The sequence below is a fragment of the Nonomuraea sp. NPDC050451 genome (assembly GCF_044458585.1).
The window spans coordinates 71,887-98,313 of sequence record NZ_JBITHZ010000037.1 but is presented as its reverse complement, the minus strand read 5'-3'; the positions used below and the strand labels follow the sequence as shown (position 1 = coordinate 98,313).

General features: G+C 69.6%; 33 protein-coding genes. 16 read left to right on the top strand and 17 right to left on the bottom strand.

Translation table 11 applies throughout. The features are described from left to right. Positions 1-57: 57 nt before the first annotated feature. A complete protein-coding gene (locus tag ACIBI9_RS55115) occupies positions 58-444 on the bottom strand; it encodes a PPOX class F420-dependent oxidoreductase (RefSeq protein WP_397235446.1) in 387 nt (128 codons plus the stop codon). A 58-nt stretch (positions 445-502) separates the two neighbouring features. Here ACIBI9_RS55115 and ACIBI9_RS55110 point away from each other — a divergent pair, with 58 nt between their 5' ends. Next, positions 503-1,444 carry a DUF2637 domain-containing protein gene (locus tag ACIBI9_RS55110; RefSeq protein WP_397235445.1) on the top strand — a complete coding sequence of 314 codons (942 nt, stop codon included), beginning with the start codon at positions 503-505 and terminating at the stop codon, positions 1,442-1,444. 62 nt (positions 1,445-1,506) lie between these two features. Here the strand turns inward: ACIBI9_RS55110 and ACIBI9_RS55105 are convergent, their stop codons facing one another. The 4 genes from ACIBI9_RS55105 to ACIBI9_RS55090 form a co-directional block, all read right to left on the bottom strand. Continuing rightward, positions 1,507-1,776, bottom strand: coding sequence for a GlsB/YeaQ/YmgE family stress response membrane protein (locus ACIBI9_RS55105; RefSeq protein ID WP_397235444.1), 270 nt, complete (start codon positions 1,774-1,776; stop codon positions 1,507-1,509). A gap of 97 nt (positions 1,777-1,873) precedes the next feature. Next, complete coding sequence (locus ACIBI9_RS55100; RefSeq protein ID WP_397235443.1) at positions 1,874-2,161, bottom strand: GlsB/YeaQ/YmgE family stress response membrane protein; 288 nt, start codon at positions 2,159-2,161, stop codon at positions 1,874-1,876. A gap of 185 nt (positions 2,162-2,346) precedes the next feature. After that, on the bottom strand, positions 2,347-2,817 hold the full coding sequence (ispF, locus tag ACIBI9_RS55095) for a 2-C-methyl-D-erythritol 2,4-cyclodiphosphate synthase (protein ID WP_397235442.1): 471 nt from the start codon (positions 2,815-2,817) through the stop codon (positions 2,347-2,349). Positions 2,818-2,834: 17 nt separating this feature from the next. After that, positions 2,835-3,317: a CarD family transcriptional regulator gene (locus tag ACIBI9_RS55090; RefSeq protein WP_043624891.1), complete on the bottom strand. Its 483-nt coding sequence runs from the start codon at positions 3,315-3,317 to the stop codon at positions 2,835-2,837. Between the two features lie 275 nt (positions 3,318-3,592). Here ACIBI9_RS55090 and ACIBI9_RS55085 point away from each other — a divergent pair, with 275 nt between their 5' ends. Further along, positions 3,593-4,174 (top strand): copper chaperone PCu(A)C, encoded by a 582-nt coding sequence (locus ACIBI9_RS55085; RefSeq protein WP_397235441.1) that lies wholly within the window; start codon positions 3,593-3,595, stop codon positions 4,172-4,174. A 64-nt stretch (positions 4,175-4,238) separates the two neighbouring features. Here ACIBI9_RS55085 and ACIBI9_RS55080 read toward each other — a convergent pair whose 3' ends face one another. After that, the gene (locus ACIBI9_RS55080; RefSeq protein WP_185070431.1) at positions 4,239-4,931 is read right to left on the bottom strand and encodes a response regulator transcription factor; all 693 of its coding nucleotides are present in this window, start codon (positions 4,929-4,931) and stop codon (positions 4,239-4,241) included. After that, entirely contained in the window at positions 4,928-6,100 is a 1,173-nt protein-coding gene (locus ACIBI9_RS55075) for a sensor histidine kinase (RefSeq protein WP_397235469.1), read from the bottom strand. Before ACIBI9_RS55075 ends, ACIBI9_RS55080 begins: the two co-directional genes overlap by 4 nt. Before the next feature lie 133 nt (positions 6,101-6,233). On the opposite strand from ACIBI9_RS55075, the gene phoU reads away from it, so the two are divergent. The 3 genes from phoU (at position 6,234) to ACIBI9_RS55060 (ending at position 8,238) form a co-directional block, all read left to right on the top strand. Beyond that, complete coding sequence (gene phoU, locus ACIBI9_RS55070) at positions 6,234-6,878, top strand: phosphate signaling complex protein PhoU (protein WP_397235440.1); 645 nt, start codon at positions 6,234-6,236, stop codon at positions 6,876-6,878. 119 nt (positions 6,879-6,997) lie between these two features. Then, complete coding sequence (locus ACIBI9_RS55065; protein WP_397235468.1) at positions 6,998-7,435, top strand: tyrosine-protein phosphatase; 438 nt, start codon at positions 6,998-7,000, stop codon at positions 7,433-7,435. Then, positions 7,432-8,238 (top strand): carbon-nitrogen hydrolase family protein, encoded by an 807-nt coding sequence (locus tag ACIBI9_RS55060; RefSeq protein ID WP_397235439.1) that lies wholly within the window; start codon positions 7,432-7,434, stop codon positions 8,236-8,238. The genes ACIBI9_RS55065 and ACIBI9_RS55060 overlap by 4 nt, the downstream gene beginning before the upstream one ends. A gap of 368 nt (positions 8,239-8,606) precedes the next feature. Here the strand turns inward: ACIBI9_RS55060 and ACIBI9_RS55055 are convergent, their stop codons facing one another. The 4 genes from ACIBI9_RS55055 to mshA form a co-directional block, all read right to left on the bottom strand. Then, positions 8,607-8,882: a hypothetical protein gene (locus tag ACIBI9_RS55055; protein WP_397235438.1), complete on the bottom strand. Its 276-nt coding sequence runs from the start codon at positions 8,880-8,882 to the stop codon at positions 8,607-8,609. 225 nt (positions 8,883-9,107) lie between these two features. After that, positions 9,108-9,851: a phosphoglyceromutase gene (locus tag ACIBI9_RS55050; RefSeq protein WP_397235437.1), complete on the bottom strand. Its 744-nt coding sequence runs from the start codon at positions 9,849-9,851 to the stop codon at positions 9,108-9,110. 23 nt (positions 9,852-9,874) lie between these two features. Beyond that, complete coding sequence (locus ACIBI9_RS55045) at positions 9,875-10,354, bottom strand: YbjN domain-containing protein (RefSeq protein WP_397235436.1); 480 nt, start codon at positions 10,352-10,354, stop codon at positions 9,875-9,877. 37 nt (positions 10,355-10,391) lie between these two features. Further along, on the bottom strand, positions 10,392-11,630 hold the full coding sequence (gene mshA, locus ACIBI9_RS55040) for a D-inositol-3-phosphate glycosyltransferase (RefSeq protein WP_397235435.1): 1,239 nt from the start codon (positions 11,628-11,630) through the stop codon (positions 10,392-10,394). Positions 11,631-11,792: 162 nt separating this feature from the next. Here mshA and ACIBI9_RS55035 point away from each other — a divergent pair, with 162 nt between their 5' ends. Beyond that, positions 11,793-12,536, top strand: coding sequence for an SDR family NAD(P)-dependent oxidoreductase (locus ACIBI9_RS55035; RefSeq protein ID WP_397235434.1), 744 nt, complete (start codon positions 11,793-11,795; stop codon positions 12,534-12,536). Continuing rightward, positions 12,529-13,353: a class I SAM-dependent methyltransferase gene (locus tag ACIBI9_RS55030; RefSeq protein WP_397235433.1), complete on the top strand. Its 825-nt coding sequence runs from the start codon at positions 12,529-12,531 to the stop codon at positions 13,351-13,353. The genes ACIBI9_RS55035 and ACIBI9_RS55030 overlap by 8 nt, the downstream gene beginning before the upstream one ends. Here ACIBI9_RS55030 and ACIBI9_RS55025 read toward each other — a convergent pair. The 3 genes from ACIBI9_RS55025 to ACIBI9_RS55015 are packed head-to-tail and all read right to left on the bottom strand — an operon-like array spanning position 13,350 to position 16,101. Then, positions 13,350-13,853 (bottom strand): O-acetyl-ADP-ribose deacetylase, encoded by a 504-nt coding sequence (locus ACIBI9_RS55025; RefSeq protein ID WP_397235432.1) that lies wholly within the window; start codon positions 13,851-13,853, stop codon positions 13,350-13,352. The genes ACIBI9_RS55030 and ACIBI9_RS55025 overlap by 4 nt on opposite strands. 16 nt (positions 13,854-13,869) lie before the next feature. Continuing rightward, positions 13,870-15,624 (bottom strand): cytochrome c oxidase assembly protein, encoded by a 1,755-nt coding sequence (locus ACIBI9_RS55020; RefSeq protein WP_397235431.1) that lies wholly within the window; start codon positions 15,622-15,624, stop codon positions 13,870-13,872. Positions 15,625-15,627: 3 nt separating this feature from the next. Then, complete coding sequence (locus ACIBI9_RS55015; protein WP_397235430.1) at positions 15,628-16,101, bottom strand: DUF305 domain-containing protein; 474 nt, start codon at positions 16,099-16,101, stop codon at positions 15,628-15,630. Between the two features lie 104 nt (positions 16,102-16,205). Between ACIBI9_RS55015 and ACIBI9_RS55010 the strand changes: the two genes are divergently transcribed. The 6 genes from ACIBI9_RS55010 to ACIBI9_RS54985 all read left to right on the top strand — a co-directional run bounded on the left by ACIBI9_RS55010 (position 16,206) and on the right by ACIBI9_RS54985 (position 19,671). After that, positions 16,206-16,562: a BlaI/MecI/CopY family transcriptional regulator gene (locus tag ACIBI9_RS55010; protein ID WP_185070420.1), complete on the top strand. Its 357-nt coding sequence runs from the start codon at positions 16,206-16,208 to the stop codon at positions 16,560-16,562. Beyond that, the gene (locus tag ACIBI9_RS55005; RefSeq protein ID WP_397235429.1) at positions 16,559-17,464 is read left to right on the top strand and encodes a M56 family metallopeptidase; all 906 of its coding nucleotides are present in this window, start codon (positions 16,559-16,561) and stop codon (positions 17,462-17,464) included. Before ACIBI9_RS55010 ends, ACIBI9_RS55005 begins: the two co-directional genes overlap by 4 nt. A 63-nt stretch (positions 17,465-17,527) precedes the next feature. Continuing rightward, positions 17,528-18,019: a helix-turn-helix domain-containing protein gene (locus tag ACIBI9_RS55000; RefSeq protein WP_394506456.1), complete on the top strand. Its 492-nt coding sequence runs from the start codon at positions 17,528-17,530 to the stop codon at positions 18,017-18,019. Positions 18,020-18,022: 3 nt separating this feature from the next. Beyond that, on the top strand, positions 18,023-18,424 hold the full coding sequence (locus ACIBI9_RS54995) for a hypothetical protein (protein ID WP_397235428.1): 402 nt from the start codon (positions 18,023-18,025) through the stop codon (positions 18,422-18,424). A gap of 118 nt (positions 18,425-18,542) precedes the next feature. Further along, positions 18,543-18,911, top strand: a complete 369-nt coding sequence (locus ACIBI9_RS54990) for a DUF2516 family protein (protein ID WP_397235427.1) — start codon at positions 18,543-18,545, stop codon at positions 18,909-18,911. A 25-nt stretch (positions 18,912-18,936) separates the two neighbouring features. Continuing rightward, positions 18,937-19,671, top strand: coding sequence for an alanyl-tRNA editing protein (locus tag ACIBI9_RS54985; protein WP_397235426.1), 735 nt, complete (start codon positions 18,937-18,939; stop codon positions 19,669-19,671). On the opposite strand, the gene ACIBI9_RS54980 is transcribed toward ACIBI9_RS54985, so the two are convergent. Continuing rightward, the gene (locus tag ACIBI9_RS54980) at positions 19,668-20,579 is read right to left on the bottom strand and encodes a TetR/AcrR family transcriptional regulator C-terminal domain-containing protein (protein WP_397235425.1); all 912 of its coding nucleotides are present in this window, start codon (positions 20,577-20,579) and stop codon (positions 19,668-19,670) included. The two genes, ACIBI9_RS54985 and ACIBI9_RS54980, sit on opposite strands and share 4 nt — an antisense overlap. Positions 20,580-20,687: 108 nt before the next feature. On the opposite strand from ACIBI9_RS54980, the gene ACIBI9_RS54975 reads away from it, so the two are divergent. Both ACIBI9_RS54975 and ACIBI9_RS54970 read left to right on the top strand, forming a co-directional pair. Next, on the top strand, positions 20,688-21,776 hold the full coding sequence (locus tag ACIBI9_RS54975) for an FAD-dependent monooxygenase (protein WP_397235424.1): 1,089 nt from the start codon (positions 20,688-20,690) through the stop codon (positions 21,774-21,776). Positions 21,777-21,804: 28 nt separating this feature from the next. Further along, positions 21,805-23,412: a DUF2207 domain-containing protein gene (locus ACIBI9_RS54970; RefSeq protein WP_397235423.1), complete on the top strand. Its 1,608-nt coding sequence runs from the start codon at positions 21,805-21,807 to the stop codon at positions 23,410-23,412. 60 nt (positions 23,413-23,472) lie between these two features. Here ACIBI9_RS54970 and ACIBI9_RS54965 read toward each other — a convergent pair whose 3' ends face one another. After that, positions 23,473-24,381: an asparaginase gene (locus tag ACIBI9_RS54965; protein ID WP_397235422.1), complete on the bottom strand. Its 909-nt coding sequence runs from the start codon at positions 24,379-24,381 to the stop codon at positions 23,473-23,475. 126 nt (positions 24,382-24,507) lie between these two features. Between ACIBI9_RS54965 and dtd the strand changes: the two genes are divergently transcribed. Continuing rightward, positions 24,508-24,933, top strand: coding sequence for a D-aminoacyl-tRNA deacylase (gene dtd, locus ACIBI9_RS54960; protein ID WP_397235421.1), 426 nt, complete (start codon positions 24,508-24,510; stop codon positions 24,931-24,933). A gap of 89 nt (positions 24,934-25,022) precedes the next feature. Here dtd and ACIBI9_RS54955 read toward each other — a convergent pair whose 3' ends face one another. After that, a complete protein-coding gene (locus ACIBI9_RS54955; RefSeq protein WP_397235420.1) occupies positions 25,023-25,961 on the bottom strand; it encodes a YgfZ/GcvT domain-containing protein in 939 nt (312 codons plus the stop codon). Between the last annotated feature and the right edge of the window lie 466 nt (positions 25,962-26,427).

The window sequence follows — 26,427 nt, the reverse complement described above, 5'->3', positions numbered from 1 at the left end:
AGGCTAACGCCTCAGAGGGCTAGTCACGCCGATAAATCCCGCCGTCACGTCGATAAATCAGCCTCGCAACGTTACTCTCTCCGGCGAGATCCGTACGATTACGCGCTCGACGCCCGGTTTGTCCTCCCATGGGAGTCCTCGGTACTTGTGCGAGAGCTCCTGAATGAGCGCCCCTTCCGGATCGGGCGTCATGGTCACGCGTCCGCGTACCTCCACATACCTGTATGGATTGTCCGGATCGATGACCAGCAGGCTCGCCCGCGGATCACGTTCGAAATTCCGCGGCTTCCTGCGCCCCCGCACGGTCGAGAACAGCACGTCGTCGCCATCCGTGCGCACCCACACGACCGTCGACTGCGGCCCGCCGTCAGGGTTGAGGCTGGTCACCGTCGCATAATTCGGGGCATCCAAGAGTTTGCGCGCATCTTCCGACAGCTCGGCCATGTGTCTCCCTTGATCGGTCCTGCCCCTCATTCTTCTGTAGGCTCGAACCGCCATGGACGTGACTCCCCCCTCTATGCTGCGCCGCCTGGGCATCGCCCTGGCCGGGCTCGCGGTCGCCGCCCTCGCCGGGGCCGCGTGCGCGCTCTCCTTCGACGACCTGCGCGCGCTGGCCATCACCGGCGAGGCGGGCCAGGATCTCGCCTTCCTCTATCCGGCGGCCTTCGACGCGCTCCTGGTGATCGCGCTGATCGACGTGCTGCTGCTGCGCTCCGCCCGGTTATTGGTACGCGTGCAGGCGGCGTTCGTGCTGGTCGTGCTCATCGTGGCGGCCGCGGCGGCCAACGTGGCGACGGCGGTGCGGTTCCCGTTCGACGTGCGGGCGACGGCCGTGGGCGTGGCCCTGGCGCCCTGGGTCATGCTGGCCGTGGCGCTGTGGCTCTGGCTGCTGCTGATCAAGCACGTACAGGCGCATCGGGCGGAGGCCGTGGAGAGCGCGGCCGAGCGGGACATCGTCCCCTTCCACCCGGATCCGGAGCCGCCGCCCGTCGAGATCTACTCGGAGCGGCTCTCCGAGACGCCGCCGCCCGAGCCGGTCCAGGAAGTCCCCGAGCCGGTCCAGGAGGTCCCCGAGCCGGCTCAGGAGGCTCCCGAGGCCCCTGCCCCGGTGGCGGCGCAGGTGGCGGAGTGGCCCGTGCAGAACGAGGAGCCGCCCCCGTCGCCCGAGCCCCCCACGCGCCCCGTCCGCTGGGGCGACCGGGTCAAGCCGACGGACGTCCTGGTCCACCCGCGCGCCGACGAGAAGGACGTGGACACCCAGCCCCACCCCGTGATCGAGGACGACGTACCGGATCCCGGGCACGGGCCCGAGCTGGCCGACGACGGGGAGCGCCCGCGGCAGGACGAGTTGGAGGACACCGTCCCCCACCCGGTGATCCACGACGACGACACCCCGGCCCCCGCCGAACGCCTCCGCAGCACCCCGCGTCCCCCGGAAGACTGAGCAGTCAGAAGACGTGAGTGGGCCCGCCCGGGCACGCCCCCGGGCGGGCCATCTATTTCCGCCTAGACGCTGGTGCCGCGCCGGAGCCCCGCGACCAGACCCACGCCGACGATGGCCAGCACCACCTGCATCACCAGCTCGATCCAGTCGATGCCGGGGGTCGTCTCGACGCCGAGCACCTGAGCGATCAGCGTGCCCACCAGGGCAGCCACGATGCCGACGACGACGGTGAGGATCCAGCCGATGGCCTGCCTGCCGGGAAGCAGGAGGCGACCGATCGCGCCGATCACGGCGCCGATCACGATGGCGCCAAGGATGGACTGGATAGTCATGGTACGAAACCTCCCCGTGAGAGTGAGCGGTTCACTCCCACGGAGAGCTGGCTACCCGATCTACCGCTTTTATGCGCGGATTTTATGAACGAGCAGGTCAGGTGGGTGTTCCGCGCGTACGTCCCGTGCGTCCCGGGCCGAAGCGCACTACGAGGAGCACACCGACGACCGCCAGCACGAGCTGGAGTATGTGCTCGACCCAGTCGATCCCCCGCGTGTCGGCCACGCCGATGCCTTGCGCGATCAGCGTTCCGATCAGGGCGGCCACGATGCCGACGATGAGGGTCAGCCCGATGGACATGTTCTGCCTGCCAGGAACGATCAGCCTGGCCAGGGCGCCGACGATGGCACCGATGACTACCGCGGAAACTATCGCGCCGATCATGTGTTGCTCCCCCCGAAACGTTCACATGTCGTGGGGACACATACCCTCAGAGCAGGCAAAACAACCAAAAAGGGGAGGCGGCGGTCCGTACCGCGCCAGTGACGAACCGCCGCCTCCTGATACAGCGGGCTTCGCGACGACCCGCCGGGACACCCTCACGCATCCACACGTAAGACGCCCGGCGTTCAGGAAAGGTTGACGACCAGGGCCGTCGCGACGGCCGCGATGCCCTCTCCCCGCCCGGTCAGCCCGAGTCCATCGGTGGTGGTGGCCGACACGCTCACAGGCGCGCCCACAGCGGCGCTGAGCGCCAGCTCGGCCTCGGTACGGCGCGGCGCCAGCTTGGGCCGGTTGCCGATCACCTGAATGGCCACGTTGCCGATCTCGTAGCCCGCGGCACGCACCTGCCGCGCGGTCTCCTCCAGCAGCGCGACGCCCGAGGCACCCGCCCAACGCGGGTCCGCGGTGCCGAACAGCTGCCCGAGATCACCTATGCCGGCCGCGGACAGCAGCGCGTCACACGCGGCATGCGCGGCCGCGTCGCCGTCCGAATGGCCCTCGAGCCCGGTCTCGCCCGGCCAGTGCAGGCCGACGAGGTTGAGCTCGCGCCCCGAGGATCCTGAAGCGAACGGGTGGACGTCGACTCCGACGCCCACCCGTGGAAGATTGGTGTTCAGGAGTTGAGAACCTCGTCGAGCAGGGCCTCAGCCTTGTCCTCGTTGGTCTTCTCCGCCAGGGCAAGCTCACTGACCAGAATCTGACGCGCCTTGGCGAGCATGCGCTTCTCGCCCGCGGACAGGCCGCGCTCGCGGTCTCTCCGCCACAGGTCCCGAACCACCTCGGCGACCTTGTTCACATCGCCGGAGGCGAGCTTCTCCAGATTGGCCTTGTAGCGACGAGACCAGTTGGTCGGCTCTTCCGTGTGCGGCATCCGCAGGACATCGAAAACCCGCTCAAGGCCTTCCTGGCCGACAACATCGCGCACACCGACGAGTTCTGCGTTTTCGGCTGGCACCTGGACGGTAAGGTCGCCCTTGTCGACCTTGAGCACCAGGTAGGTCTTTTCCTCACCCTTGATGGATCGCTTCGTGATTGCTTCGATCCGAGCAGCCCCATGGTGGGGGTAGACGACTGTGTCGCCGACCTGGAAAGTCATGTGACAAGTACCCCTTCCGCTGTACTCCAGGGTACCACGCATCCACAGCCTCCCGGAACAGTGAAATCATCATAACTGCAGGTCAAGGCCGCATATTAGGGCTTGACAAGTGCTCAACTCTATGTCTGGCATTTCCGGACATAGCGAATGACCTGCGGGGGCGTGGATATGACCATGGATTCGGATGGATATGGTGGGCGCTGCACATCACGCATGCGCGCCACCTGCGCTTAGCGCATGCGCGAGCCCTCCGCAAGACCAAGGAGAACCCGCCCGTGACCAGCCGTCGCTGGATTGTCGTCGCCGCCGCGTTCTTGGCAGCCCCCGTGCTCGCGGGCTGCGGGGCTGGATTCGACGCCACTACCAACAAGCCGTACGCGCCCAACGAGGCACAGGCATTGATCGAGAACGGTGCTTACGGCACGCGCGGCATTCAGATCCCGCAGGCGTTCATTCTCGGGCCCGACTCCGGTGCGCAGCTCGCCTGGCGCGGCTCCGCCCCGATCTACCTGAACATCCTCAACACCGCCGGCGCCCCCGACACCCTCGAGGCGGTCTCCGCGGGGAGCATGGGGACGGTCAAGGTCACGGCCCCGATCCAGCTCCCGAGCAACCAGCTCGTGAACACCGGCAAGCCCACCCCTCAGATCATGCTCGAGGCGATCCCCAAGAGCCTCAGGGGCGGCGAGAGCATCAAGCTGGACCTCCAGTTCGCCAACGCCGGGATCGTGTCCTTGAACGTCCCTGTGGTGACGCGCAGCCGCGAGTTCAAGGACTACCCCCCGGCGCCGAACGCCACCGCGGCTCCCACGCCCACCCCGACGCCGTCCGCGTCCGCTTCCGAAGAAGCCCACTGACCCTTTTCCCGGAAACGCCGAAACCCTTGTTCCGGTACGCGAGTCGTACCGGAACAAGGGTTTTTCACTCTTCGGTGGCGTCGAACTTGTAGCCCAGGCCGCGCACGGTGAGGATGCAGCGCGGGTTGGACGGGTCGGACTCGATCTTGGCCCGCAGGCGCTTGACATGGACGTCGAGGGTCTTGGTGTCACCCACGTAGTCGGCGCCCCATACGCGGTCGATGAGCTGGCCACGGGTCAGTACACGTCCCGCGTTGCGCAGCAGCACCTCCAGCAGCTCGAACTCCTTCAGCGGCAGCTGCACCTGCTCACCGCGCACGGCGACGACGTGGCGGTCGACGTCCATGCGGACGGGCCCGACGGCCAGCACGGCGGTCTCCAGCTCCTCCGTCACGTCGCCCTGTCGGCGCAGGACCGCGCGGATGCGGGCCACCAGCTCACGCGACGAGAACGGCTTGGTGACGTAGTCGTCGGCGCCCAGCTCGAGGCCCACGACCTTGTCGATCTCGCTGTCCTTGGCCGTCAGCATGATCACCGGCACCTTGGAGCGCTGCCTGAGGGAGCGGCACACCTCCGTACCGGGCAGACCCGGAAGCATCAGGTCGAGCAGCACCAGATCTGCTCCGTTGCGGTCGAACGTGTCGAGCGCCTCGGGCCCGGTCGCCGCGACCGACACCTCGAAGCCCTCCTTACGGAGCATGTAGGACAGGGCGTCGGAAAAGGACTCCTCGTCTTCAACGACAAGTACGCGGGTCATTGGGCTGTCTCCAGGGGAATCGAGGGTGGTACTGCCACCGCCGTGCCGCCGAAGGCGGGCAGGCGGAGCGTGAAGGTGGAGCCGGACCCTTCCTTGCTCCAAACGGACACTTCGCCGGCGTGCGCCGCGGCGACGTGCTTGACGATGGCCAGGCCGAGCCCGGTGCCGCCGGTCGCCCGCGACCTGGCCGCGTCGACCCGGAAGAACCGCTCGAAGATCCGCTCGAGCGCCTCCTCCGGAATGCCGATGCCCTGGTCGCTGACGCTGATCTCCACCGAGTCGCCCGCGGGCCGCACGCTGACCACGACCCGGGTGTGCTCCGGACTGTACGCGACGGCGTTGTCGATCAGATTGCGCAACGCCGTCACGAGCAGTTCGTCGTCGCCCCAGATGCGCAGGCCCTCGGTGCCGCCGGAGACGAGCGTGATGTCCTTGGCGGCGGCCTTGGTGTTGCAGTGGTCGATGGCGTCGTGGATGGACTCGTCGATCGAGACCTGTCCGGGGGTGGGGATGGGCTCGGCGCCCTGGATCCTGCTGAGTGTGATCAGGTCTTGGATGAGGTAGTTGAGCCGGGCGGCCTCGTGCTGCATGCGCCCGGCGAAGCGGCTGACCGCCTCGGGGTCGTCGGCGGCGTCCTGGATGGTCTCCGCCAGCAGGCTCATCGCGCCCACCGGGGTCTTCAGCTCGTGGCTGACGTTCGCGACGAAGTCACGGCGTACGGCCTCGACCCTGCGGCGCTCGGTCTGGTCCTCCGCGAGCACCAGGACCTGGCCGTGCGAGCCGAGCGGAGCCACGCGTACCGCGAAGTTCGTGGTCTCCTGACCGAACTTGTGCCCCGCGACGTCGATCTCGCTCTCGCGGATCTCGCCGTCGCGGCGTACCTGCCGGGCCAGCGCCAGCAGCTCGGCCGCCATCAGCCGGTCGCCCTTGACCAGCCCGAACGCCCGCGCGGCGGAGCTGGCACGCAGCACCTTGTCATGGGCGTCGAGCACCACGGCGGAGGAGGGAAGCACGGCCAGCACGGACGCCACGCCCTGCGGCAGAGCGCTCCCGGTCTGTGCGCCGTCCTCCGTGGCAGCGCGGTTGGGAGCCTCGATCTGGTTTCGGTAGAACAGGACCGCCAGGGCGCCCACGACGAACCCGGCCAGGGCCGCAAAGCTCATGGCCATCTCACTCATGTCTTCGATGGTAGGTGGCCTTCTCCCAGGGGCAGACCCTCTCATCAGGGGTGGAAGGCCCCTTTCCTGGAAAGTTCATCTGACGGTAGGGGTTCGTTCATCGACGGGCACGTACGGTGACGACATGCGCGACGCGTACCACGAAGAACTTGATTCGCTGACCGACAGGCTGGTCGAGATGACCAGGCTTGTCCGCTCGGCCATTTCCCGTGCCACGACGGCCCTGCTCGACGCCGACCTTCAGCTCGCCGAGAGTGTCATTTCCCGGGACGAGGAAGTGAACGCGACGTTCGCCGACATCGAGACCTCGATCTTCGACCTGATGGCCCGGCAGCAGCCGGTGGCCGTGGACCTGCGAATGGTCATCACGGCGCTGCGCATGGGCACCGACCTGGAGCGCATGGGCGACCTCGCCGTCCACGTCGCCAAGGTCGCCCGCCTGCGCCACCCCGAGTCGGCGATCCCGGCCGAGGTGCGCTCGACCATCGTGGAGATGGGACAGATCGCGGAGAACCTCGTCACCAAGACCGGCAGCTGCATCGCCTCGCGCGACGTGGACTCGGCCCTGGAGCTGGAGCAGGACGACGACGCTATGGACCGGCTGCACCGGCGGCTGTTCCGGAACATCCTGTCCAAGGACTGGGAGCACGGGGTGGAGCCGGCGATCGACATCACGTTGATCGGGCGCTACTACGAGCGGTACGCGGACCACGCGGTGCGGGTGGCGGCGGACGTCGTCTACCTGGTCACGGGGGCGCGCCCCAGCTGACAGCGCTTCGCGCGAAGGGGCTCAGGCTGTGTCTTGTGGGGGCCACGCCCCCACACCCCCGGGCGAGGGGACTCCCGTCCCCTCGCGCTCCCCTAGCCTCGGCCGTCGTGCGACCAGTCATGGCAGGCCGTGCCACATCCGGCCACACGCGATCCGACGGGCCGGAGATGGCGTTCGGTCGTCAGGTGAGCTTTGAGCGTGCATGTCGTGAAGCCCGAAGAAACAGCACAGATCCGGTACTGTGCACCCTGACCATCGGGATGGCGGGTCCCGATCGGCACCTCGACGGGGAAGGCTGCATCAGCGTTCGCGAACTCGACAGTATTTCTGTGACCAGCGGCGGAGTGATCCGGTGGGGTGCCGTCGTCCGGTCGGACACCCCGGAGCGGCTCACCACCGCAGGGTGGTCGGCTCTGGTCGCGCCCGGCGTCCGGACCGCCGTCGATCTACGCAACCATGACGACCCGTGCGCACGGCTACCGGCTCCCCGGACGGCAGGACCACGCGCGCAAGACGTCCCCGTCATTCGCGAGCGCTTCATCGGCGCCGCTGGATGAGAGTGGCAGCGCTCCAGGCGGAGCTCGCGGGATCGGCGGCCGGTGACCTCCCACGGGTGATCGAGCAGTGCGAACGAGCGCGGGTGGAGCTGCTCGTCCTGCCCGAGTGCTACTTCGGCGGCATGCCGCCGGACAAGCCGACCGCCGAGGCCGTCGCGATGTCACCCTCGTACGCGAACCCGATCTCGGCCCTGCGGGATTGCCCGCCCACGATGACCGTCGTCGCCGGCTTCACCGAGCGTTCAGCCGACGGGCGGTTGTACAGCTCAGCGGCGGTCGTGCGCGACGGGCGGCTGGTCGGCGAGGTCACCCGCAAGCTCTTCCCCCGCGAACCGGCCTTCAGCCCGGGCGAGGACCTGCCCCTGTATCACCTGGATGACCATGCCTTCGGCATCGTGATCTGCAACGACGCCAACTTCGTCGAGCCGGCCCGCCTCCTGGCCCTGGCCGGTGCGCGCATCCTGGCGTGCCCGCTCAACAACGACCTGCCCGTGGACGTCACTCGCGGTTGGGCGGTCAGGACCCGGTCCACGCTCATAGCCCGGGCGGTGGAGAACGACTGCTGGGTGATCGCGGCCGATGTCGCCGGCACGGCGGGTGGGCGTGAGGGAGGCGGGGCGACCCGGATCATCGCCCCGGACGGCCGGGTCGCCGCCGCGGCGCAAGCGGAGGAGACCGGCCTGGTCATGGCGGACATCGAGGTGCCGGGCCGCTCATTCCTGGAGCGCTGGAACGTGGCGCAGAACCCGGCGGTCTTGAGGAAGTGGCTCCACCTTGTGTCCGGACAACGCGGCGAAACCTGACCGAACGGCCCCTGAGGCTCTACCGTCGCGGGGCCGGCGGTTCCAGCCCGGAAGCGGCACGCCGATGAGCCGCTCGGCGGTGATGCAGCCGGTGGCCATAAGCCTGCCCCGCTCCGGGGTCTCCGAGTCGGCGTACGAGCCGCTCGACGACCGGCAGCACCCTGTCCGGGGTCAAGAGCGGCCAGATCCAGCTCGGTGAACGGTGGATCCCGCTGGAGCTGAAGCTGGATCGCCCGCTCGACGGCCGGGTTGATGATCGGCACCGGGTCAGATCTCCCCATTGACGGTCATTCTCTGCCTTGCCGAAGTCCTCACTGCGACCCAAGGCCGGAGGTGACCCCGGGCCCACCGCGCCGAACCACGAGGGTTCAATTACTGCTCGGCGGCCAGCTGTCCCAGGAGCGGCCCGATCCGCTCTCCTCGCTGTACTGCTTCGCCTTGTTCACGCAGTCAGGGCAGATGGGCTCGTCGACAGACCTGGCCACGGCTTCCGGTTTGGCTGGACGAAGAGAGCCCAGGACCGTGATCCCTGGCGGCATACGGGTCTCGGGATCGATCAGGAAAGTCGTGACTTCTTTCGGGTCGAACGTGAATGTGCGCTTGCATGCATAGCACCGGCCGGTCGTCTCGCGATGTTCGCTCATGCCTGCCTATCCCTTCCTGCCAGCACGCTACCTGTCGCCATGAAGGAATCCCGGCCGGGGCGGATGCTCCCACCCGTCAAGCCATAGGACTGACTCATCATCTATACCGAGAGGGCCCAGGCAAGGGGAGCGCGAGGGGACGGGAGTCCCCTCGCCCGGGGTGTGGGGGCGTGCCCCCACACGACACAGCCTGAGCCCCTTCGCGCGAAGCGCGCCTAGGCCGGGTCAGCGGCCCTGGTTGGCTACGGCTTCGATGGCGGACTTGGCGGCGTCCGGGTCCAGGTATTCGCCGCCCGGCCGCTGCGGCCGGAAGTCGGAGTCCAGCTCGTACAGCAGCGGAATCCCCGTCGGGATGTTGAGGCCCGCGATCTCCTCGTCGCCGATCCCGTCCAGGTGCTTGACCAGGGCCCTCAGGGAGTTGCCGTGGGCGGCCACCAGGACCGTGCGGCCGGCCGACAGCTCGGGGACGATCGAGTCGTACCAGTACGGGAGCATGCGGTCGACCACGTCCTTCAGGCACTCCGTACGGGGCATCAGCTCCGGGGGAAGCAGGGCGTAGCGGGGGTCGCCGGCCTGGGAGAACTCGTCGTCGTCCGCGATCGGGGGCGGCGGCACGTCGTACGAGCGGCGCCACAGCATGAACTGCTCGTCGCCGAACTCCTCGCGCGTCTGGGCCTTGTTCTTGCCCTGGAGGGCGCCGTAGTGGCGCTCGTTGAGGCGCCAGCTCCGCTTCACCGGCAGCCAGAGCAGGTCGGCCTCCGCCAGCGCCAGCTGGGCCGTCTGGATGGCCCGGGTCAGCAAGCTGGTGTGGACGATGTCCGGGCGCAGTCCGGCGTCCTGGAGGAGCTTGCCGCCGCGGCGCGCCTCGTCCTCGCCCTTGGCCGAGAGGCTCACGTCCACCCAGCCGGTGAACAGGCCCTTCGCGTTCCAGTCACTCTCGCCGTGCCTAAGCAGCACCAAAGTCGCCATATCGCCAATCCTATGGTCAGGGATTACCGGTCCGGGTCCGCGAAGCGGGCGAACGCCTGCAGGTTGGCCAGCGACTCCCCGCGCTTGGCCCGCCATTCCCACTCGCGCCTGATCGACGAGGCGAACCCCAGCTCCAGCGCCCGGTCGAACCAGTCGTCCGAGTACGTCAGCACGCATCCCAGCAGCCGGTCCACCTCCGCCTCCGTGACGGCGGTCAGTGGCACCCGGCCCACGAGGTACACGTCCCCCACGGGGTCGAGCGAGAAGTGCACTCCGTACATGGAGCCGTTCTTGCCGAGCAGCCAGCGGTAGAACTCGGTGTGGTTCTCGTCGGGCTGGCGGCAGAAGAACGCCTCGACGTGCAGCGCCTGCTCCCCCACGATCAACCACGTCATGGTGGCGAGCTTGTGCTGCCCGGGCAGTTTGACCAGGAACGCGCCCGGCCGCGGCTCGTCGTAGGTGACGTCCGCGGCCTTGAGCGCGGCTTCGACGACATCGCGCATGCCGACAGGATAGAAGGCCGCCAGAACAAAGGTCGGGCTAGAAGTTCAGGGCGATGGGCGTTTTGTGTAGGTTTGCGACGGCGGCCGCGTACACCTCCACCAGTCGGGAAGCGGTCGCCTGCCAGCCGAACGCGGCCGCGTGCGTGCGGGCTCCCGCCGACATCGAGTCGCGCCAGCGCGGCGAGACGACGAAGCGGCGCAGCGCCTGCGCCCACTCCGCCGGGTCGTGGCCGTCCACGAGGAGGCCCGAGACCCCGTCCCGCACGGCGGTGCGCAACCCGCCCACGGCGGCGGCCGCCACGGGCGTGCCGCAGGCCTGGGACTCCAGGGCGACGAGGCCGAACGACTCGCTGTACGAGGGCACGACCGTCACCGAGGCCGCCCGGTACCAGTCGGCCAGTTCCTCCTGGGGAGCCGGAGGAACGAGGCGGACGACGTCCGAGATGCCGAGTTCGGCGGCCAGCTCGGTGAGCAGGGACGGCCTGGCCAGGCCGTTGCCCGAGGGCCCGCCGACGCAGACCACGACCAGGCGATCACGGAGCGACGGGTCGTCGATGAGCATCCTGGAGGCGGCGCGGAGCAGCACGTCCGGGGCCTTGAGCGGCTGGATGCGGCCCACGAAGAGCAGGACGTGCGCGTCCTGCGGCAGGCCGAGCCGCCGGCGGGCGGCGCCCTGCGAGGCGGGCTGGAAGACGGTGAGGTTGACGCCCGGGTTCACGACGGCGACGCGCTCCTCGGTGGCGCCGTACAGGTCGATCAGCTCGCGGGCCTCGTCGACGGTGTTGGCCACGAGGCGGTCGGCGACCTGCACGACCTGTTCCTCGCCGACCACGCGGGCCCGGGGCTCCGGCTTGTCGCCCTGGGCGAGCAGGAGGTTCTTGACCTTGGCCATGGTGTGCATGGTGTGCACGAGCGGCACGCCCCAGCGCTCCTTGGCCAGCCAGCCGACCTGGCCGGAGAGCCAGTAGTGGGAGTGGATGACGTCGTAGCGGCCCGGGTCGTACATGGCCTCGGTCCGCAGCACCCCGGACAGGAAGGCGCAGAGCTGGCTCGGGAGCTCGCTGCGTTCCATCTCCTCGTACGGTCCCGCGGTGAGGTGGCGGACGAGGACGCCTGGGGCGAGTTCGGCCACGGGCGGGAGGTCGCGGGCGGTGGCCCGGGTGAAGATCTCCACTTCCACGCCGAGGTGAGCCAGCCGCTTGGCGGACTCCACGATGTACACGTTCATGCCTCCGGCGTCGCCCGTTCCGGGCTGGTCCAGGGGCGATGTGTGCATGCTGATGGTCGCGACCCGGCTGACCCGTCGTCGCCTCACTCGACACCACCTCCAAGCGGGTTATAACCATCCAAATTTTTGCGACATTCCCGACACATGGTCATAACTGGGTATTTAGGGCGGTCGTCAACGTGCCCCAGCAGGGCTGGCAGGATGAGGGGCATGCGGAGAACGGCTGTGGTGACCGGGGCGAGCAGCGGGATCGGCGAGGCGACCGCGCGGCGGCTCGCCGCCGAGGGTTACGAGGTGGTGGCGGGCGCGCGGCGGCGCGAGCGGCTCGACAAGCTCGCCGCGGAGGTGCCCTCGATCAGGCCGGTGACGTTGGATGTGACCTCCCAGGAGTCGGTCGACGCGCTGGCGGACTCGCTCGAACGGTGCGACGTGCTGGTCAACAACGCCGGTGGCGCCCTCGGCCTTGAATCGGTCGCGCAGGGGCACCTGGATGACTGGCAGCAGATGTACGACGTGAACGTGCTCGGCTCCCTGCGCATGACCCAGGCGTTCGTCCCCAAGCTCGTCGAGTCCGGCGACGGCGTGCTGGTGATGGTGACCTCGACGGCGGGCCTGGTGTCGTACGAGGGCGGCGGCGGCTACGTCGCGGCCAAGCACGCGCAGACGTCGATGGTCGAGACGCTCCGCCTGGAGCTGGTCGGTCAGCCGGTGCGGATCGTGGAGATCGCGCCGGGCATGGTGCAGAGCGAGGGGTTCGCGGTCACCCGCTTCCGCGGGGACGAGGCGGCCGCGGCGCGCGTCTACGAGGGCGTGCCCGGCCCGCTGACCTCCGAGGACGTGGCCGACGCGATCGCCTGGTGCGTGACCCGCCCCGCCCACGTGAACATCGACCGCATGATCATCCGCCCCCGGGCCCAGGCCGCCCAGCACAAGGTGCACCGCGTCAGTGGCTAGACCGGCCGGGGCAGCCAAGGCGGGGGGCAGACCGGTCGGCGCCATCACCAGGGGCACGACCGGGCACAACCGGCTGCGGCGCTCCGACCGGTGGATCGCCGCCGCGCACGGCCGGCTGTTGCGGGCCGCCGAGCGCCCCCTCGTCGTGGATCTCGGGTACGGGGCGTCGCACACCACGACGCTGGAGCTGTTCACCCGCCTGCGCCGGGTGGCTCCCGGCGTCGAGGTGGTCGGGATCGAGATCGACCCGGCGAGGGTGGCGGTGGCCGAGCCGTACGAGCGGGAGGGCCTCAGCTTCCGGCTGGGCGGCTTCGAGCTGCCCGTCCCGCGCCCGCCGACGCTGGTGCGGGCCTTCAACGTCCTCAGGCAGTACGGCGAGGCCGAGGCGTGGCACTACTGGGACGTGCTCGGAGCCCGGCTGGCCCCCGGCGGTCTCCTGGTCGAGGGGACCTCGTCCGAGAACGGGCGGCGTGCGGTCTGGGTGGGGCTCTCTCCGGAAGGGCCCCAGACGATCACGTTCTCGGCCCGTTTCGATGCTTTCGAGCGGCCTTCTGACCTGGCCGACCGGCTGCCGAAGACCCTCATCCACCGGAACGTGCCGGGCGAGCGGATTCATGCGTTCCTGAGCGACTTCGACCACGCGTGGGCGGTGAGCGCGCCGTACGGGGCCCATGGGCTGCGGCAGCGGTGGCTGGCCTCCGTGCGCGCGCTGTCGGGCTCCTGGCCCGTCGCCGAGCGGCCGCCGCTCGGCGGCCCGGCCCGGTGGCGGCTCGGCGAGCTGACCCTCCCGTTCTCGGCGGTGGATCCGCGCGCCTAAAGGCGCGCCTCGAACACGGCGTAGGCCGCGCTGTCGAACAGCACGAAGCGGACGTCCTCCACGGACGTCTCCGTCTGCCGCACCGCGTCCAGGGCGATCCGCGCGGCGTCGTCCATGGGCCAGCCGTAGATCCCGGTCGAGATCGCGGGGAAGGCCACCGACCTGGCCCCCAGCGAGTCGGCCACCCGCAGCGACTCCCGGTGGCAGGAGGCCAGCAGCTCCGAACGGTCCACCGACATGGAGTACACCGGCCCGACCGTGTGGATCACCCACTTCGCGGGCATGCGCCCGGCCGTCGTCGCGACCGCCTGCCCGGTGGGCAGCCCCTTGCCGTAGTGGGCGGCCCGCAGCTTCCGGCACTCCTCGAGGATCTCCGGACCGCCACGGCGGTGAATGGCGCCGTCCACGCCTCCGCCGCCCATGAGGGAGGAGTTGGCGGCGTTCACGACGGCATCCACCCGCTGCTCGGTGATGTCGCCTTTCACCAACGTGATACGCATCCCACCGAGAGTGGCATCAACGGCCGCCCCGCGCCAGCACCGCGGTCCCTCTGCCGGCCATGCGCACGGCCGGCAGGACGAGCGCGGGCAGCGGCAGGAGCATGGCCACGGCTCCGGCCAGGCGCTGGTCGGCGAGGACGCCGGGCGCGCCGGACGGGGCCGCGAGGGAGATCCAGTCGGCCGCGATCGGAGGCGCGAGCAGCAGGTACGTCCCGACGGCGAGGTGGGTCAGGGTCACGGCGGCCAGCAGGCGGGCACGGTCGCCCCACGTCACCGGGTCCGCCCCGGTCAGGACGCCGAACACCGCCAGGCCGAGGCCGAAGAACAGGAGCTCGGTGAGCAGGTGAGGGGCGTAGCCGGACAGCGACCACGACAACCAGGGCGTGCCGTAGAGGAGGACGAACGCCCCGAAGTAGGCGGCTGGATGCGCGAGGAACCGGTATCGGCCGGGGACGGTGAACGGGGCCCCCAGGCAGAGCAGGAGCGGTGCGACGACGGTGAGCACCGTGTGCTGGACCGCGTGGACCGACATCATCGCCCGCGCGTAGCTTCCGACCCCGCCGACCAGCACCAGCGCCGTCAGCGCCAGGCCCGCGTACCAGGCGATCGCGCGGCCGGCGGGCCAGGAGGCCGCCCTGCGCACGTTCATCGCGTAGGCGACCGCGGGCAGCATCAGGAGGATCAGTACGGTCGGGTCCAGGCGGAGCTCGCTGATCAACGCCCCGGGGGTGAAGGGGGCGAGCGCGTACTCCAGGGCGGACTGGTCGTGGCCCCCGCCGCCGCCGGGCGGTGGCGGGGTGCGGGACAGGCCGATGGCCAGGCCGACGGCCGCCGCCATCACGATCACCTCGCCGGTGGCCAGGCGGACGAAGGTCCGGCGTACGGACCGGTCGGCGATGCCCGCGACCGTGCGACGGCGGTGGGTCCAGCCGAACAGGCCGAGGAGCACAAGGGCCGCGGTCTTGGCCAGCAGGAGCTGCCCGTACGCGCTCTGCCAGAGGTCGGACGGGGCGCTGAGCCGTACCCAGGCGCTGGCCACGCCAGAGACGGCCACGGCGGCGAAGCAGCACAGGGCGAGGGCGCTGAACCTGGGCAGCACCGTCGGCAGATCCGGGGACCGGCGGAAGTGGACGAGCACCGCGACCAGGCCGCCGACCCAGACCGAGACCGACACCAGGTGCGACATGAGGGCGGAGACGGCGATGTCGTGGTCGCCGGCGGAGGCCGCATGCCCGACGTAGGCGGGCGGCAGCAGCCCGAACACGGCGACCGCCAGCCGGACCCCTGCGGGCAGCCGCCATGAAAGGCCCGCGACGACGGTGGCGGCCAGCACCACGAGCAGCGCCTGGGTCTGCGGGATGGAGGTGCCGAACTCCAGCAGATCGGGCGAGGCGAGCAGGTCGCCGGCGGGCAGCGGGATGAGGTTGGACAGGGTGAGCACGTAGCTGAGCGCGGTCGCCAGGGCCCAGCCGAGCGCCCACCAGCCGGCCGCGCGGCGGCAGGACCGGGACTCGGGCGAGGAGGCGGGGGCCAGGAGGGCGGCGGTGAGCGTTCCGACGCAGCCGACCGCGCACACGTCGAAGCAGAACCGGGCCAGGGGCAGCCCCCACTCGGTGAACGGCCCGGCGGTGGGCAGCCCGGGGAGCTCCGGCTTGATGGCCCCGCCGAACCGCAGGACGACGACCAGCATCACGACGCCGACGGCCACCGCCGCGCCGGCGTAGGTCCTGGCCGACTTCCCTCCCGCGACCAACGGGAACGCCCTGGCCATGGGTCAGCCCGCTTGCTTGGCGATCTCGGCCAGCTCCACCTTCTGGGCCTTGATGATCTTGTCAGCCAGCTCGAGCGTGGGCCCGTGCTTGCCCGACTTCTTGACGGTCTCGGCCATCATCACGCCGTGCTCCAGGTGCCCCGACAAAGCCGTCAGCCACTCCTTGTCGAAGCCGGAGCCGGCCTTCAGGTCCGAGCCCATCTGGGCGGTCGGCTCCGGCGGCACCGTCTCATTCCAGGACTGCAGCCACGACGACATCATGTCGATGTCCGCCTTCTCCTCCGCGATGAGCTTCGTGCTCAGGTCACGGACGTACGGGGACTTTCCGCTCTTGGCCGCCACCTCGGCCAGCTGGATCGTCTGCTGGTGGTGCGTGATCATCTCCTGGCTGAAGACCACGTCCGCCTGAACGTGTGTCGACGTGCTGTCCGCCGAGGCGGCGCACCCGGTCGCCAGCACGAGACCGAGCAGGGCCACAACCGCTGTACTCCAACGCATGCACGGAGATACGCACGACACAGAGACATGGTTCACACGCCCCAAATGCCAGCTCGACAGGTTGTAGAGCTACCCTGAAGGGCGTGAAGGGTCTTGGCGAGCTTGAGCGCAGCATCATGGACATCCTCTGGGCGGAGAACGGCGCGCTGACCGCCCGCGAGGTCGGCAGGCTCATCGCCGACCGCGACCTTGCCCCCACCACGGTGATGACCGTGCTCGACCGCCTCACCCGTAAGGGCTTCCTCCAGCGCACCCGGGACGGCCGCGCGTGGAGATATCTACCGGCCGAAAGCCGCGACGCGTACATTGCCGAGCTTATGCTTGAAGCCTTGGACATGACGGGCGACCGATCGGCTGCCCTGACTCGCTTCGCCCAGGCCGTATCGGGCTCGGAGGCGGAGATCCTGCGCAGAGCCCTTACGGAGCTGGAGGAAGAGTGATCACGGCAGCGGCGCTGGCAGCGCTCGCCACGGCGTGCGCGGTTGGCTCCTGGCGTTTCACGACTGCCCGGTGGACCTCACGCGCTCCCCGGCTGGCCATCATCGTCTGGCAGTCCCTGGGCGTGTCCTGGGGCCTGGCCACCACCGGCGCCATGCTCGCCTACGCGGTCCAGCCGTACGGCGAGGGGGTGCTGCCCGGGCTGATCGCGTTCGCGCAGGGCGAGGCGCCGCTGGAGGCGTGGGACCCGCTGCACGTGCTGGCTCTGATCGCGGGGCTCACCGCCCTGACCGTGCTGATCGCGGTGCTGCTCACCGCGGGTGTGCAGGCGCTGCGCGCACGCCGCCGGCACCGCATGCTGCTCGCGCTGATCTCCCACGACGACCCCGGCGTGCCCGGGGTGCGGGTGCTCGCCCACCCCGGCGCCGCCGCCTACTGCGTGCCCGGCCTGCGCTCGCAGGTCGTGGTGAGCGAGGGCGCGCTCAAGCTGCTGTCGGAGGACGAGATGGCGGCCGTGCTCGCGCACGAGGCCGCGCACGTGCGCGAGCGGCACGACCTGGTGCTGCTCCCGTTCGCCGCGCTGCGCAGGGCGCTGCCCTGGTCGAAGGTGGTGGCCGACGCGCAGGCGCAGGTGGAGCTGCTCATCGAGATGGCCGCCGACGACCGTGCCCGGCGCTACTGCTCGCCGCGCAGGCTGGCGACGGCGCTGCTCAGGTTCGGTACGGCGGGCGCCATGCCGACCCCCCACGGCATGCTCGGCGTGCACGCCAAGCACGTCATGGCCAGGGTCGACCGCCTGATCAAGCCGGGTCCCGAGCTGGCCGCCCCGGTGCGCTACGGCTACATCGCACTCTCTGTGACGTTGGTCACCTCGGCGCCTCTCCTGTGGGTCTTCCAGCTCTGACGTGCTTGCAGGTGTTAACTGTCCTGTTTGCAATTGCAAGCACTACGGGGCAGACTATGGGGCATGGCACTACCCAAGGTCGGCTCGATCGGTGAATACATCCGCGAGCAGCGGCAGCAGGCGAAGATCTCGCTGCGCCAGCTCGCGGCGGCGGCAGGGGTCTCCAACCCCTACCTGAGCCAGATCGAGCGCGGGCTGCGCAAGCCGAGCGCGGAGATCCTCAACCAGATCGCCAAGGGTCTGCGCATCTCCTCGCAGGCGCTCTACGTGCAGGCGGGCCTCATCGAGGACCGCGAGCCGCCAAGTGACGTCATCACGGCGATCAGGGCCGACACGCACCTCACCGAACGGCAACGCCAGGTGCTGATTGATATCTATGAGTCGTTCCGCAAGGAGAAGCGCGCCGAAGACGAGCAGACCTCCCAGAATGCTCATCCTCGACGCGACTCCGGATCGGACGACGAACCGCTGCCAGAGGAGTTTCTCGCCGCTCTTGAGCCCTATACGGCGACCTCCGGCAACGGCAACGTCACCCAGGAAACCAAGGAAGGTTAACCCATGACGCTCGCAACCGAGGTCAAGAAGCTTACGGAGTCCAAGCCGTTCTACGCTGTCGCGGGTGTCGGCGACTTCGCGGTCGAGAAGCTCCGCGAGCTGCCCGAGCAGCTGCAGAAGCTGCAGTCGCGCCGCACCGAGCTGACCAAGGACCTCCCCGAGATGGCCCGCGTCTACGCCGGCAAGGCCGAGAGCTTCGCCAAGGAGTTCCCGGAGAAGGCCCGCGGGTACGCCGACCAGCTCACCAACAGGGCCACCGAGGCCTACGAGGACTTCGCCACGCGCGGCCGCCGGGTCGTCAGCAAGACGAGCGGCGACGTGGCGCTGGAGCTCGAAGAGGTGTCGCAGGCCGCCAAGCCCGCCACGCCGGCCAGGAAGCCCCGCACCACCAAGGCCAAGGCCTGATTTGACGGAAAGCCCGCCTCCCGAGGGAGGCGGGCTTTCCGCTTTGGGGTGCCCGTCTGTCAGGGTCGCCTATTAGGCTGAAGCCGATTTCATTGCGGCGTGGTGCGGAGCCAACAACATGAATTTGATCAACAGTGTCCTCAATCTCCTCTTCCTGGTGCTCGCCGCCGTCATCTTCGGCATGTCGGCCTACGCGCTCGTGCACGCGGTGCGGGTGCCGACCGGCGCCTTCGTCTCGGCGGGCAAGCTGAAGAAGAACATCTGGCTGCTGATCCTGGCGCTGGCGACGCTGTTCTCGGTGGGCGGGGCCTGGAGCTACTTCACCGCCTTCCTCATCGTCGGCGGCATCGAGTTCATCGGCCTGGGCGCCCTGGGCTTCTTCTCGATCCTGGCGGCCATCGCCGCCACGATCTACATCGTGGACGTCAAGCCGGCCGTCAAGGGCATGGGCGGACGGGGCAACAACGGTCCCTACGGCCCCTGGTGATCCGACCCGGGCGTAGGCTGCCGACATGACCTACGACCTCCACGGACGCACGCAGCGGCTCGAACTGTCCGACCAGGTTCTCCGCGACTTCGAGGCCGTCGTGCTGGACGCGACGCCCGAGGGGATCGTGCTGGACAGGTCGGCGTTCTACCCGGGTGGCGGCGGCCAGCCGGCGGATCACGGAGTGCTGATCTGGCAGGGCGTCGAGACCCGCGTCGTGGGGGTGCGCAAGGGCGACGACCTCCAGCTGATCCCGGCCGAGGGCGACCCGATCCCGCCGGTGGGCACCGTGGTCCAGGCGGCGGTGGCCGACGAGCGGCGCTCGGCCCTCATGCGTACGCACTCGGGGCTCCACGTGCTGTGCGGGGTGGTGTTCAGGGACTACGGCTGCCTCGTCACCGGCGGCAACATGGACGAGCTCAGCGCGCGGATGGACTTCAACCTGCCCGAGGTGCCCGCCGGGTTCAAGGAGGCCGTCGAGGACGCCTGCAACGCCGAGATCGCCGCCGACCGGCGCATCGACGTACGCGTCCTGCCGCGCAAGGAGGCGTTCGAGATCCCCGACATCATCCGCACGGCCACCAACCTGGTCCCGGAGACCGTCCAGGACGTGCGGATCGTCGACATCGTGGGCCTCGACACGCAGGCCGACGGCGGCACCCACGTGGCCTCCACCAAGCAGATCGGCCACATCAAGGTGGCCAAGATCGAGAGCAAGGGCCGCGGCTTCCGCCGGCTGCGCATCCAGATCTCCGGCTAGTCGATCACCTTGGTGAGGCCGTCGAGCAGCGGGCCGAGCCCGAACTCGAAGAGCCGGTCCAGGTCGAGGTCGAAGTCGCCGTCCAGTTCGGTCACGACCGCGGCGAAGGCGCGATATTCGTTGGACTCGGCCACCCAGTGCAGGTGCTCCTCCTGCCCGGCCATGAACTCGTCGGCGCTGAGCCCCGTGGCGGCCTGGGCCTGCCGCTCCAGCTCGAGGTTGGCGGCGATGCCCTGCACGTAGCTGTAGACGAGGGTGTGCACGTGCATCTTGGCCGTGGCGTCGAGCTTCGTGCCCGCCAGCGCGGCCATGACCCACTCCGTGTGCCTGAGCAGGCTGGCCGAGGGCAGTGGCCTGGTCAGCGAGGTGACGCCGGCCATCCACGGGTGCGCGCGGTAGCCGGCCCACTGGAGGCGGGCCGACACCTCCAGCCTGGCCCGCCAGCCGTCCGGGGGCTCCTCGGGCAGCGGGAACTCGTCGATGACGGCTTCGACCATCAGCAGGACCAGATCGTCCTTGCCGCCCACGTGGCGGTAGAGGGACATGGTGGCCATGCCGAGCCGGTCGGCGAGGCCGCGCATGGTCAGCTCGGACAGGCCCTCGGCGTCGGCGATCTCGACGGCGGCCCGCACGATGCGCTCCCGCGTCACCTCATTTCCTGAAATATCCGGCCGCCGGGCCGCCGCCCTGCCCCCGCGCGGCTCCGCCACGATCGTCCCCACGCGCGGCTCGGCGACCACGACGCCCTCCTGGGCCAGGAGCGCGAGCGCTTTGGCTGCGGTGGCCAGGGCGACTCCCCGGTCCCTGGCGAGCTGCCTGGTGGACGGGACGCGGTCTCCGGGACGGAGCCGGCCGTCGGCTATGCGGCGCTTGATGTCGGCGACGATCTCGGCGTAGGGCGCTGCCATCCGGTCCTCCTGTACTAGTACAGATCTTGCCATCATACGCTTGCGAGCTGCTGTCTGTACTGCGTACATTCAGCGTACAACGTCAACCTTTGCGGCAAGGAGCAGATCATGAAGGTGCTCATCTCGGGTGCGAGCGTCGGCGGCCCCGTCCTGGCGTACTGGCTGCGGCGGCACGGGTACGAGACCACGCTCGTCGAGCGGGCCCCGGCCCCGCGCAAGGGCGGTCAGGCCATCGACATCAGGGGCGCCGCGCTGGACGTGGTCGCGAAGATGGGCGTCATCGAGCAGATCAGGGCCCTGCGGACGACCATGCGCGGCATGTCCATGGTGGACGGCGACGGCAACGAGCTCATGCGCAGCTACGAGGAGACGGTCAGCGGCGGCCGGTTCGACAGCCCGGACATCGAGATCATGCGCGACGACCTGACCGCCATCCTCACCTCGGCCTCGGGCGCCGAGTACGTGTACGGCGACTCGATCGCCGCCCTCGACCAGGACGCCGACGGCGTGGACGTGACGTTCGAGAGCGGCGGCCGGGGGCGCTACGACTACGTGTTCGGCGCCGACGGCCTGCACTCCAACGTGCGCAAACTCACCTTCGGCCCTGAGGCGCAGTTCCTCAACCACCTCGGCATGTACGTCTCCATCTTCACCGCCGACAACTTCCTCGGCCTGGACCACTGGCAGACCTGGTTCCGCGAGGGCGACACGGGAGGCGCCCTCTTCAGCGACCGGGACGCCACCGTGATGCGGGTCAACCTGGGCTTCGGCGCGGACCCCATCGACTACGACCACCGCGACATCGAGCAGCAGAAGCGCCTGATCCAGGAGCGCTGCTCGGGGCTGCGCTGGGAGGTGCCCAAGCTGCTGGAGGCCATGTGGAAGGCCGACGACTTCTACTTCGACGCCATGGCCCAGGTCAGGATGGAGCGCTGGTCGAAGGGCCGGGTCGCGCTGCTCGGGGACGCGGGCTACTGCGCCTCGCCGCTGTCGGGGCAGGGCACCAGCCTGGCGTTGGTGGGGGCGTACGTGCTGGCGCAGGAGCTCGGCCGGGACCCGATCGCGGCCTTCGACCGGTACGAGGAGCGCATGCGCCCGTACGTCGCGCAGAACCAGGCGCTCGCCCTCGAGAACCCCGGCCAGGGCGCCTCGCCCGAAAGCGTTCAGCGGGCGGCAACCAGCATCACGCTGGACTGACAGTCACGAACCGATACGATTTGCCGCCATGGGTATCAGACTCACGATGGTCGCACTCGGGGCCACCGCTCTGACGTTGACCGCCGCACCCGCGCACGCAGCGGGCGCCGGGATCACGGACGAGGTGACGCTGACCCTCGGCAAGAACGGCACCCTGCACGTGGTCGAGAAGATCAGCGGGGCGTCGGGTGAGCTCAAGCGGACGTTCATCACCCGGACGCGGTACGACGACGGCAACGACCGCGTCTACCAGATCTCGAACGTCAAGGGCGGCACCCTCGCCGGCGACGTGCTCACCGTGAAGGGCGATGGAACGGTCGAGTACGACGTCAAGGGGGCGGTGACCACCTCGGGCGGTGTCGAGGAGCTGCGCTGGTTCGCGGTGAACGGCTGGAGCCAGCAGGTCGCCAAGGCGACGGTCAAGGTGAACGGCCCCGGGCAGGTCCAGAACCTGTCCTGCTTCGCCGGCGAGCTGACCTCGGCCATCGGCTGCACGTCGGCCTCCATGGACCACTCGGCCACCGAGGCCGACTTCGAGCAGGACAACATCGCCCTCGGCCAGGCCCTGACCGTGGTCGTCGGCTACCCCAAGGGGTCCAGCTCCGGCACCCCCATCCTGGAGAAGCGCTTCTCGCTGGCCTCGGCGTTCACCCTGAACACCGTCACCGGCGGCGCCCTGGCCGGCCTGCTGGTGCTCCTGCTCGGCGGCGTCGCCCTGCTCTACTGGACGCGCGGCCGTGACGCCCGGGTCGCTGGCCACGCGCAGGGCCCGGTCGATCCGGTGCAGAACGGCCACTTCTCCCCGCCCGACGGGGTACGGCCCGGCCAGATCGGCACCTTGGTGGACGAACAGGCCGACGTGGTCGACGTGACCGCGACGATCGTGGACCTCGCGGTCCGCGGCTACCTGCGGATCGACGAGCAGCCGCGCCAGACGTACGACGCGCCCGACTGGATGCTGGTCAGGCTGCCGAACGCGCCGGTCAACGCGCTGCTGCCGTACGAGCGGGCCCTGTACGACGCCATCTTCGACGGGCGGGACGCGGTGCTGCTGTCGCAGCTGTCCGGCTCGTTCGCGGCCCACCTGGGCAAGGTGCGCGACGCCCTGTACGCCGACGTGGTCAAGCAGGGCTGGTTCGCCCGCCGGCCCGACACCGAGCGCACCAGGTGGACGACGATCGGCGTGGTGCTCATCGCGGTCGGCTTGCTGGCCACGGCGGGGCTGGCCTGGTTCACCACGTACGGGCTGCTGGGTCTGGCCGTCATCATCGCGGGCGGCGCGCTGGCCGTCGGCGGGCAGTACATGCCGGCCAAGACGGCCAAGGGCTCGGCGGCGCTGGCGCACACGATGGGCTTCCGGCAGTACCTGTTCTCCGGCGAGCTGGGGGACGTGCCGGAGCAGCATCGGGTGGAGCTGTTCTCCCGGTATCTGCCCTATGCGGTGATCTTCGACGGGGTGGAGCACTGGTCGCGGGTGGTGGCCTCGGTCACGGGGAACGGCCACCAGTCCGACAACCTGTACTGGTACCACGGGCCGGCGGAGTGGGACCTGTCCAAGTTCGCCGGGTCGATGCGGACGTTCACCACGACGACCTCGGGCGCCATCTCCGCCACCCGCCAGTTCCGCACCCTCTGACGGAACCGGAGCTCACCCACCGGTTGACGGAACCGGAGCTCCCCCACCAACCCCCGCCCGCTAACGGAACCGGAGCTCACCTACGGGCCGGCCGCCGCCGAACACCTGCGGGGCGGCCAGCTCGGCCAGCTCGGGCGCGTCCAGGCCGAGCGAGCGCAGGGCCGCGACCGTGACGGGGACGCGGGCGCGCTGCGACCCGTCCTCGATCTTGACGGTGCCCGCGCGCCCGTCCTCGAACACGAACGCGTCGAACGCCTCCGCCCCCGCCTTCAGCATCAGCCCGGGCAGCGCGCGCATCAGCTTGGCCTCGGGGCGGTCGGTGCCCGAGGTCCACTCGGGGTAGGTGCTCATCGCGTCGAAGATCTTGCGCTCGTACGAGTCGGGGGACGACATCGGGAACGCCCTGAACGCCTTCGTCACGCCCAGCATCGACACGAAGAACAGCGGCGCCCCGCACCCGTCCACCCCGGATGCCGCCACCCGCTCCCCCGTCAGGTCCTCCACGGTCTCGCGGATCGCCCGCTGGAGCGGGTGCTTGGGCTCGAGGTAGGACTCGGTGGGCCAGTCGTTCAGCACGCAGGTGGCCAGCATGGCGGCGTGCTTGCCCGAGCAGTTCATGTAGACGCGGCCGCGTTCCGTGACATTCCGGTCGAACGGGTAGTCCTCGGGGCACAGCAGCGCCGACTCCTCCAGCCCCGCGCCCGCCAGGATCTTCCTGACGCCGTCCACGTGGAACGGCTCGCCCGAGTGCGAGGCGCAGGCCAGCGCCAGCAGCTCACCCTCCAGCCCGAGCCCGGAGCGGAGCATGCCGAGCGCTTGGAGCGGCTTCATCGACGACCGTGGCGACGCGGGAACATGCACCGCGCCCTTCGCCTCGACCGGGCGTCCTTCCGCGTCCACGGTCAGCATGCGAGCCTGATGCGTGGACTCCACGAACCCGGATCGGACAACTTCCACAATCATCGACATTTCGCTTCCCCTTTCGGCTTGAGTCTACGGACCGTTCTTCCTGGCCCCTGCCTGGCTCCTTCGTGGTCGCTGCCTGGCTCCTACGTGGGCCCTGTCTGGTTCCTTCGTGGGCCAGAATGGGGTGCCATGCGAGCAGTGGTACAGAGAGTGAGTTCGGCGTCGGTGGTGGTCGACGGTCAGACAGTCGGGGCCATCGACGAGCCCGGCCTGCTGGTGCTGGTGGGCGTCACCCACACGGACACCCGGGCCGAGGCCGCGAAACTCGCCGCCAAGCTCTGGGGCCTGCGCATCCTGCACGGCGAGAAGTCCTGCTCGGACGTGTCGGCGCCGCTCCTGGTGATCAGCCAGTTCACCCTGTACGGGGACGCCCGCAAGGGACGGCGGCCCACATGGCAGGCGGCCGCCCCTGGGCCGGTCGCGGAGCCGCTGGTGGAGGCTTTGGTGGAGGAGCTGCGGGAGTTGGGGGCGCACGTGGAGACGGGCGTCTTCGGCGCCGACATGAAGGTGTCGCTCGTCAACGACGGCCCGATCACCCTCGTCCTCGACTTCTGACCGCCCTTGGGGGCCGTCCTCTCTGCCAGGCGCACACGGCACTCACGCCTGGCACGCGTACAAAGAGGCGGCCACCGGGACGCGGAAGGTCAGCGGATGCGACGCCGAAGGGCCGGGTCGATGGAGACGTTGCGCCCCGCGTCCGGCGGCACGATGACCTCCTGCGCGGCGGCCACCCCACCGGCCAGCAGCGGCGCGTCCACCGGCACCGTACGCTTGACGACCGCCAGCGCGATCGGCCCGAGCTCGTGGTGCCGGGCGGCCGACCCGACCACCCCGATCTCCTGGCTCTCGAAGATCACCGGATCACCGTGCGCCGGCAGCGTGTCGACACTGCCGTCGAGGTGCAGGAACACCAGGCGGCGCGGCGGGTGCCCGAGATTGTGCACCCGGGCGACCGTCTCCTGGCCGCGGTAGCACCCCTTGCTCAGGTGTACGGCCGCACCGATCCATCCCACCTCGTGGGGAATCGTCTTGTGGTCGGTGTCGAACCCCAGCCGCGGCCGGTGCGCCTCGATCCGCAGCGCCTCGTACGCCCAGAGCCCCGCCAGCGGCTTGCCCAGGTGGTCGGGCAGCTCGTCGCGCGGCACCAGGAAGTCCTCCGTGGCCGTGGACAGCACGGCCAGGTCGTCGGCCCGCGACACCTCGACCCGCAGCATGAACCGCATCCGGTCGAGATAGTCGATCAGGCTCTGCGCGGTGCCCGGCTCTACGTGCGCCAGCAGGCTCTCGCCGTCGTCGACGAGCGTCAGGTGGTGCAGCACGTGGCCCTGCAGGTCGAGATCGAGCGTCTGAGTCCACTCGCCCGGCTGCAACGTGTCGAGCTTCTGCGAGGTCAGGTCGTTGAGCCATTTCAGCCGGTCGACGCCGGAGATGCGGACGACCTCACGGTTGCTGCGGTCGACGACCGCCTCACCCTTGGCCAGCGCGCGCTGCTCGGCGAAAAGATCGCCGTAGTGCGCGGCAACGTCGGAATCCGGCCCATCGGCCGCGACGGCACCGGGGAGATCGAGCAGAGGGCTACGCATGCCCTCCAGGCTATCGGCACATACGCCAACGCCCGAAAAGACCCACCCATCCGCCAACCCCGGAAGCGACCACCCACCCGCCGAACCTGAGAGGAACCACTCGCCCACCTACGACAGCCGCCCGGCAACCGAAAGCAACCACTCACATACCCATGGCAACCGTTCACCACTCGGGCACGACCACCCGCGTACCTACAGCACCAGCCGCCCAACACCCCGGACACGCACTCGCGTACCTACAGCAGTCAACGCCCAAAAACCCAGGACACGACCACTTACTTACGTACCTACAGCAGCCGCCCGACCCCGGACACGGCAACTTGCGTACCTACAGCAGCCGCCCAACGCCCAGTCACGACCGCCCACCGACCTACGGCAGTCGCCCAACACCCGCGAACACCCACCGCCCCAACTCCCGGCAGTCACCGCTCCCGGCAGTCACGGCAACGCCCGCAGGCGGCCGTCC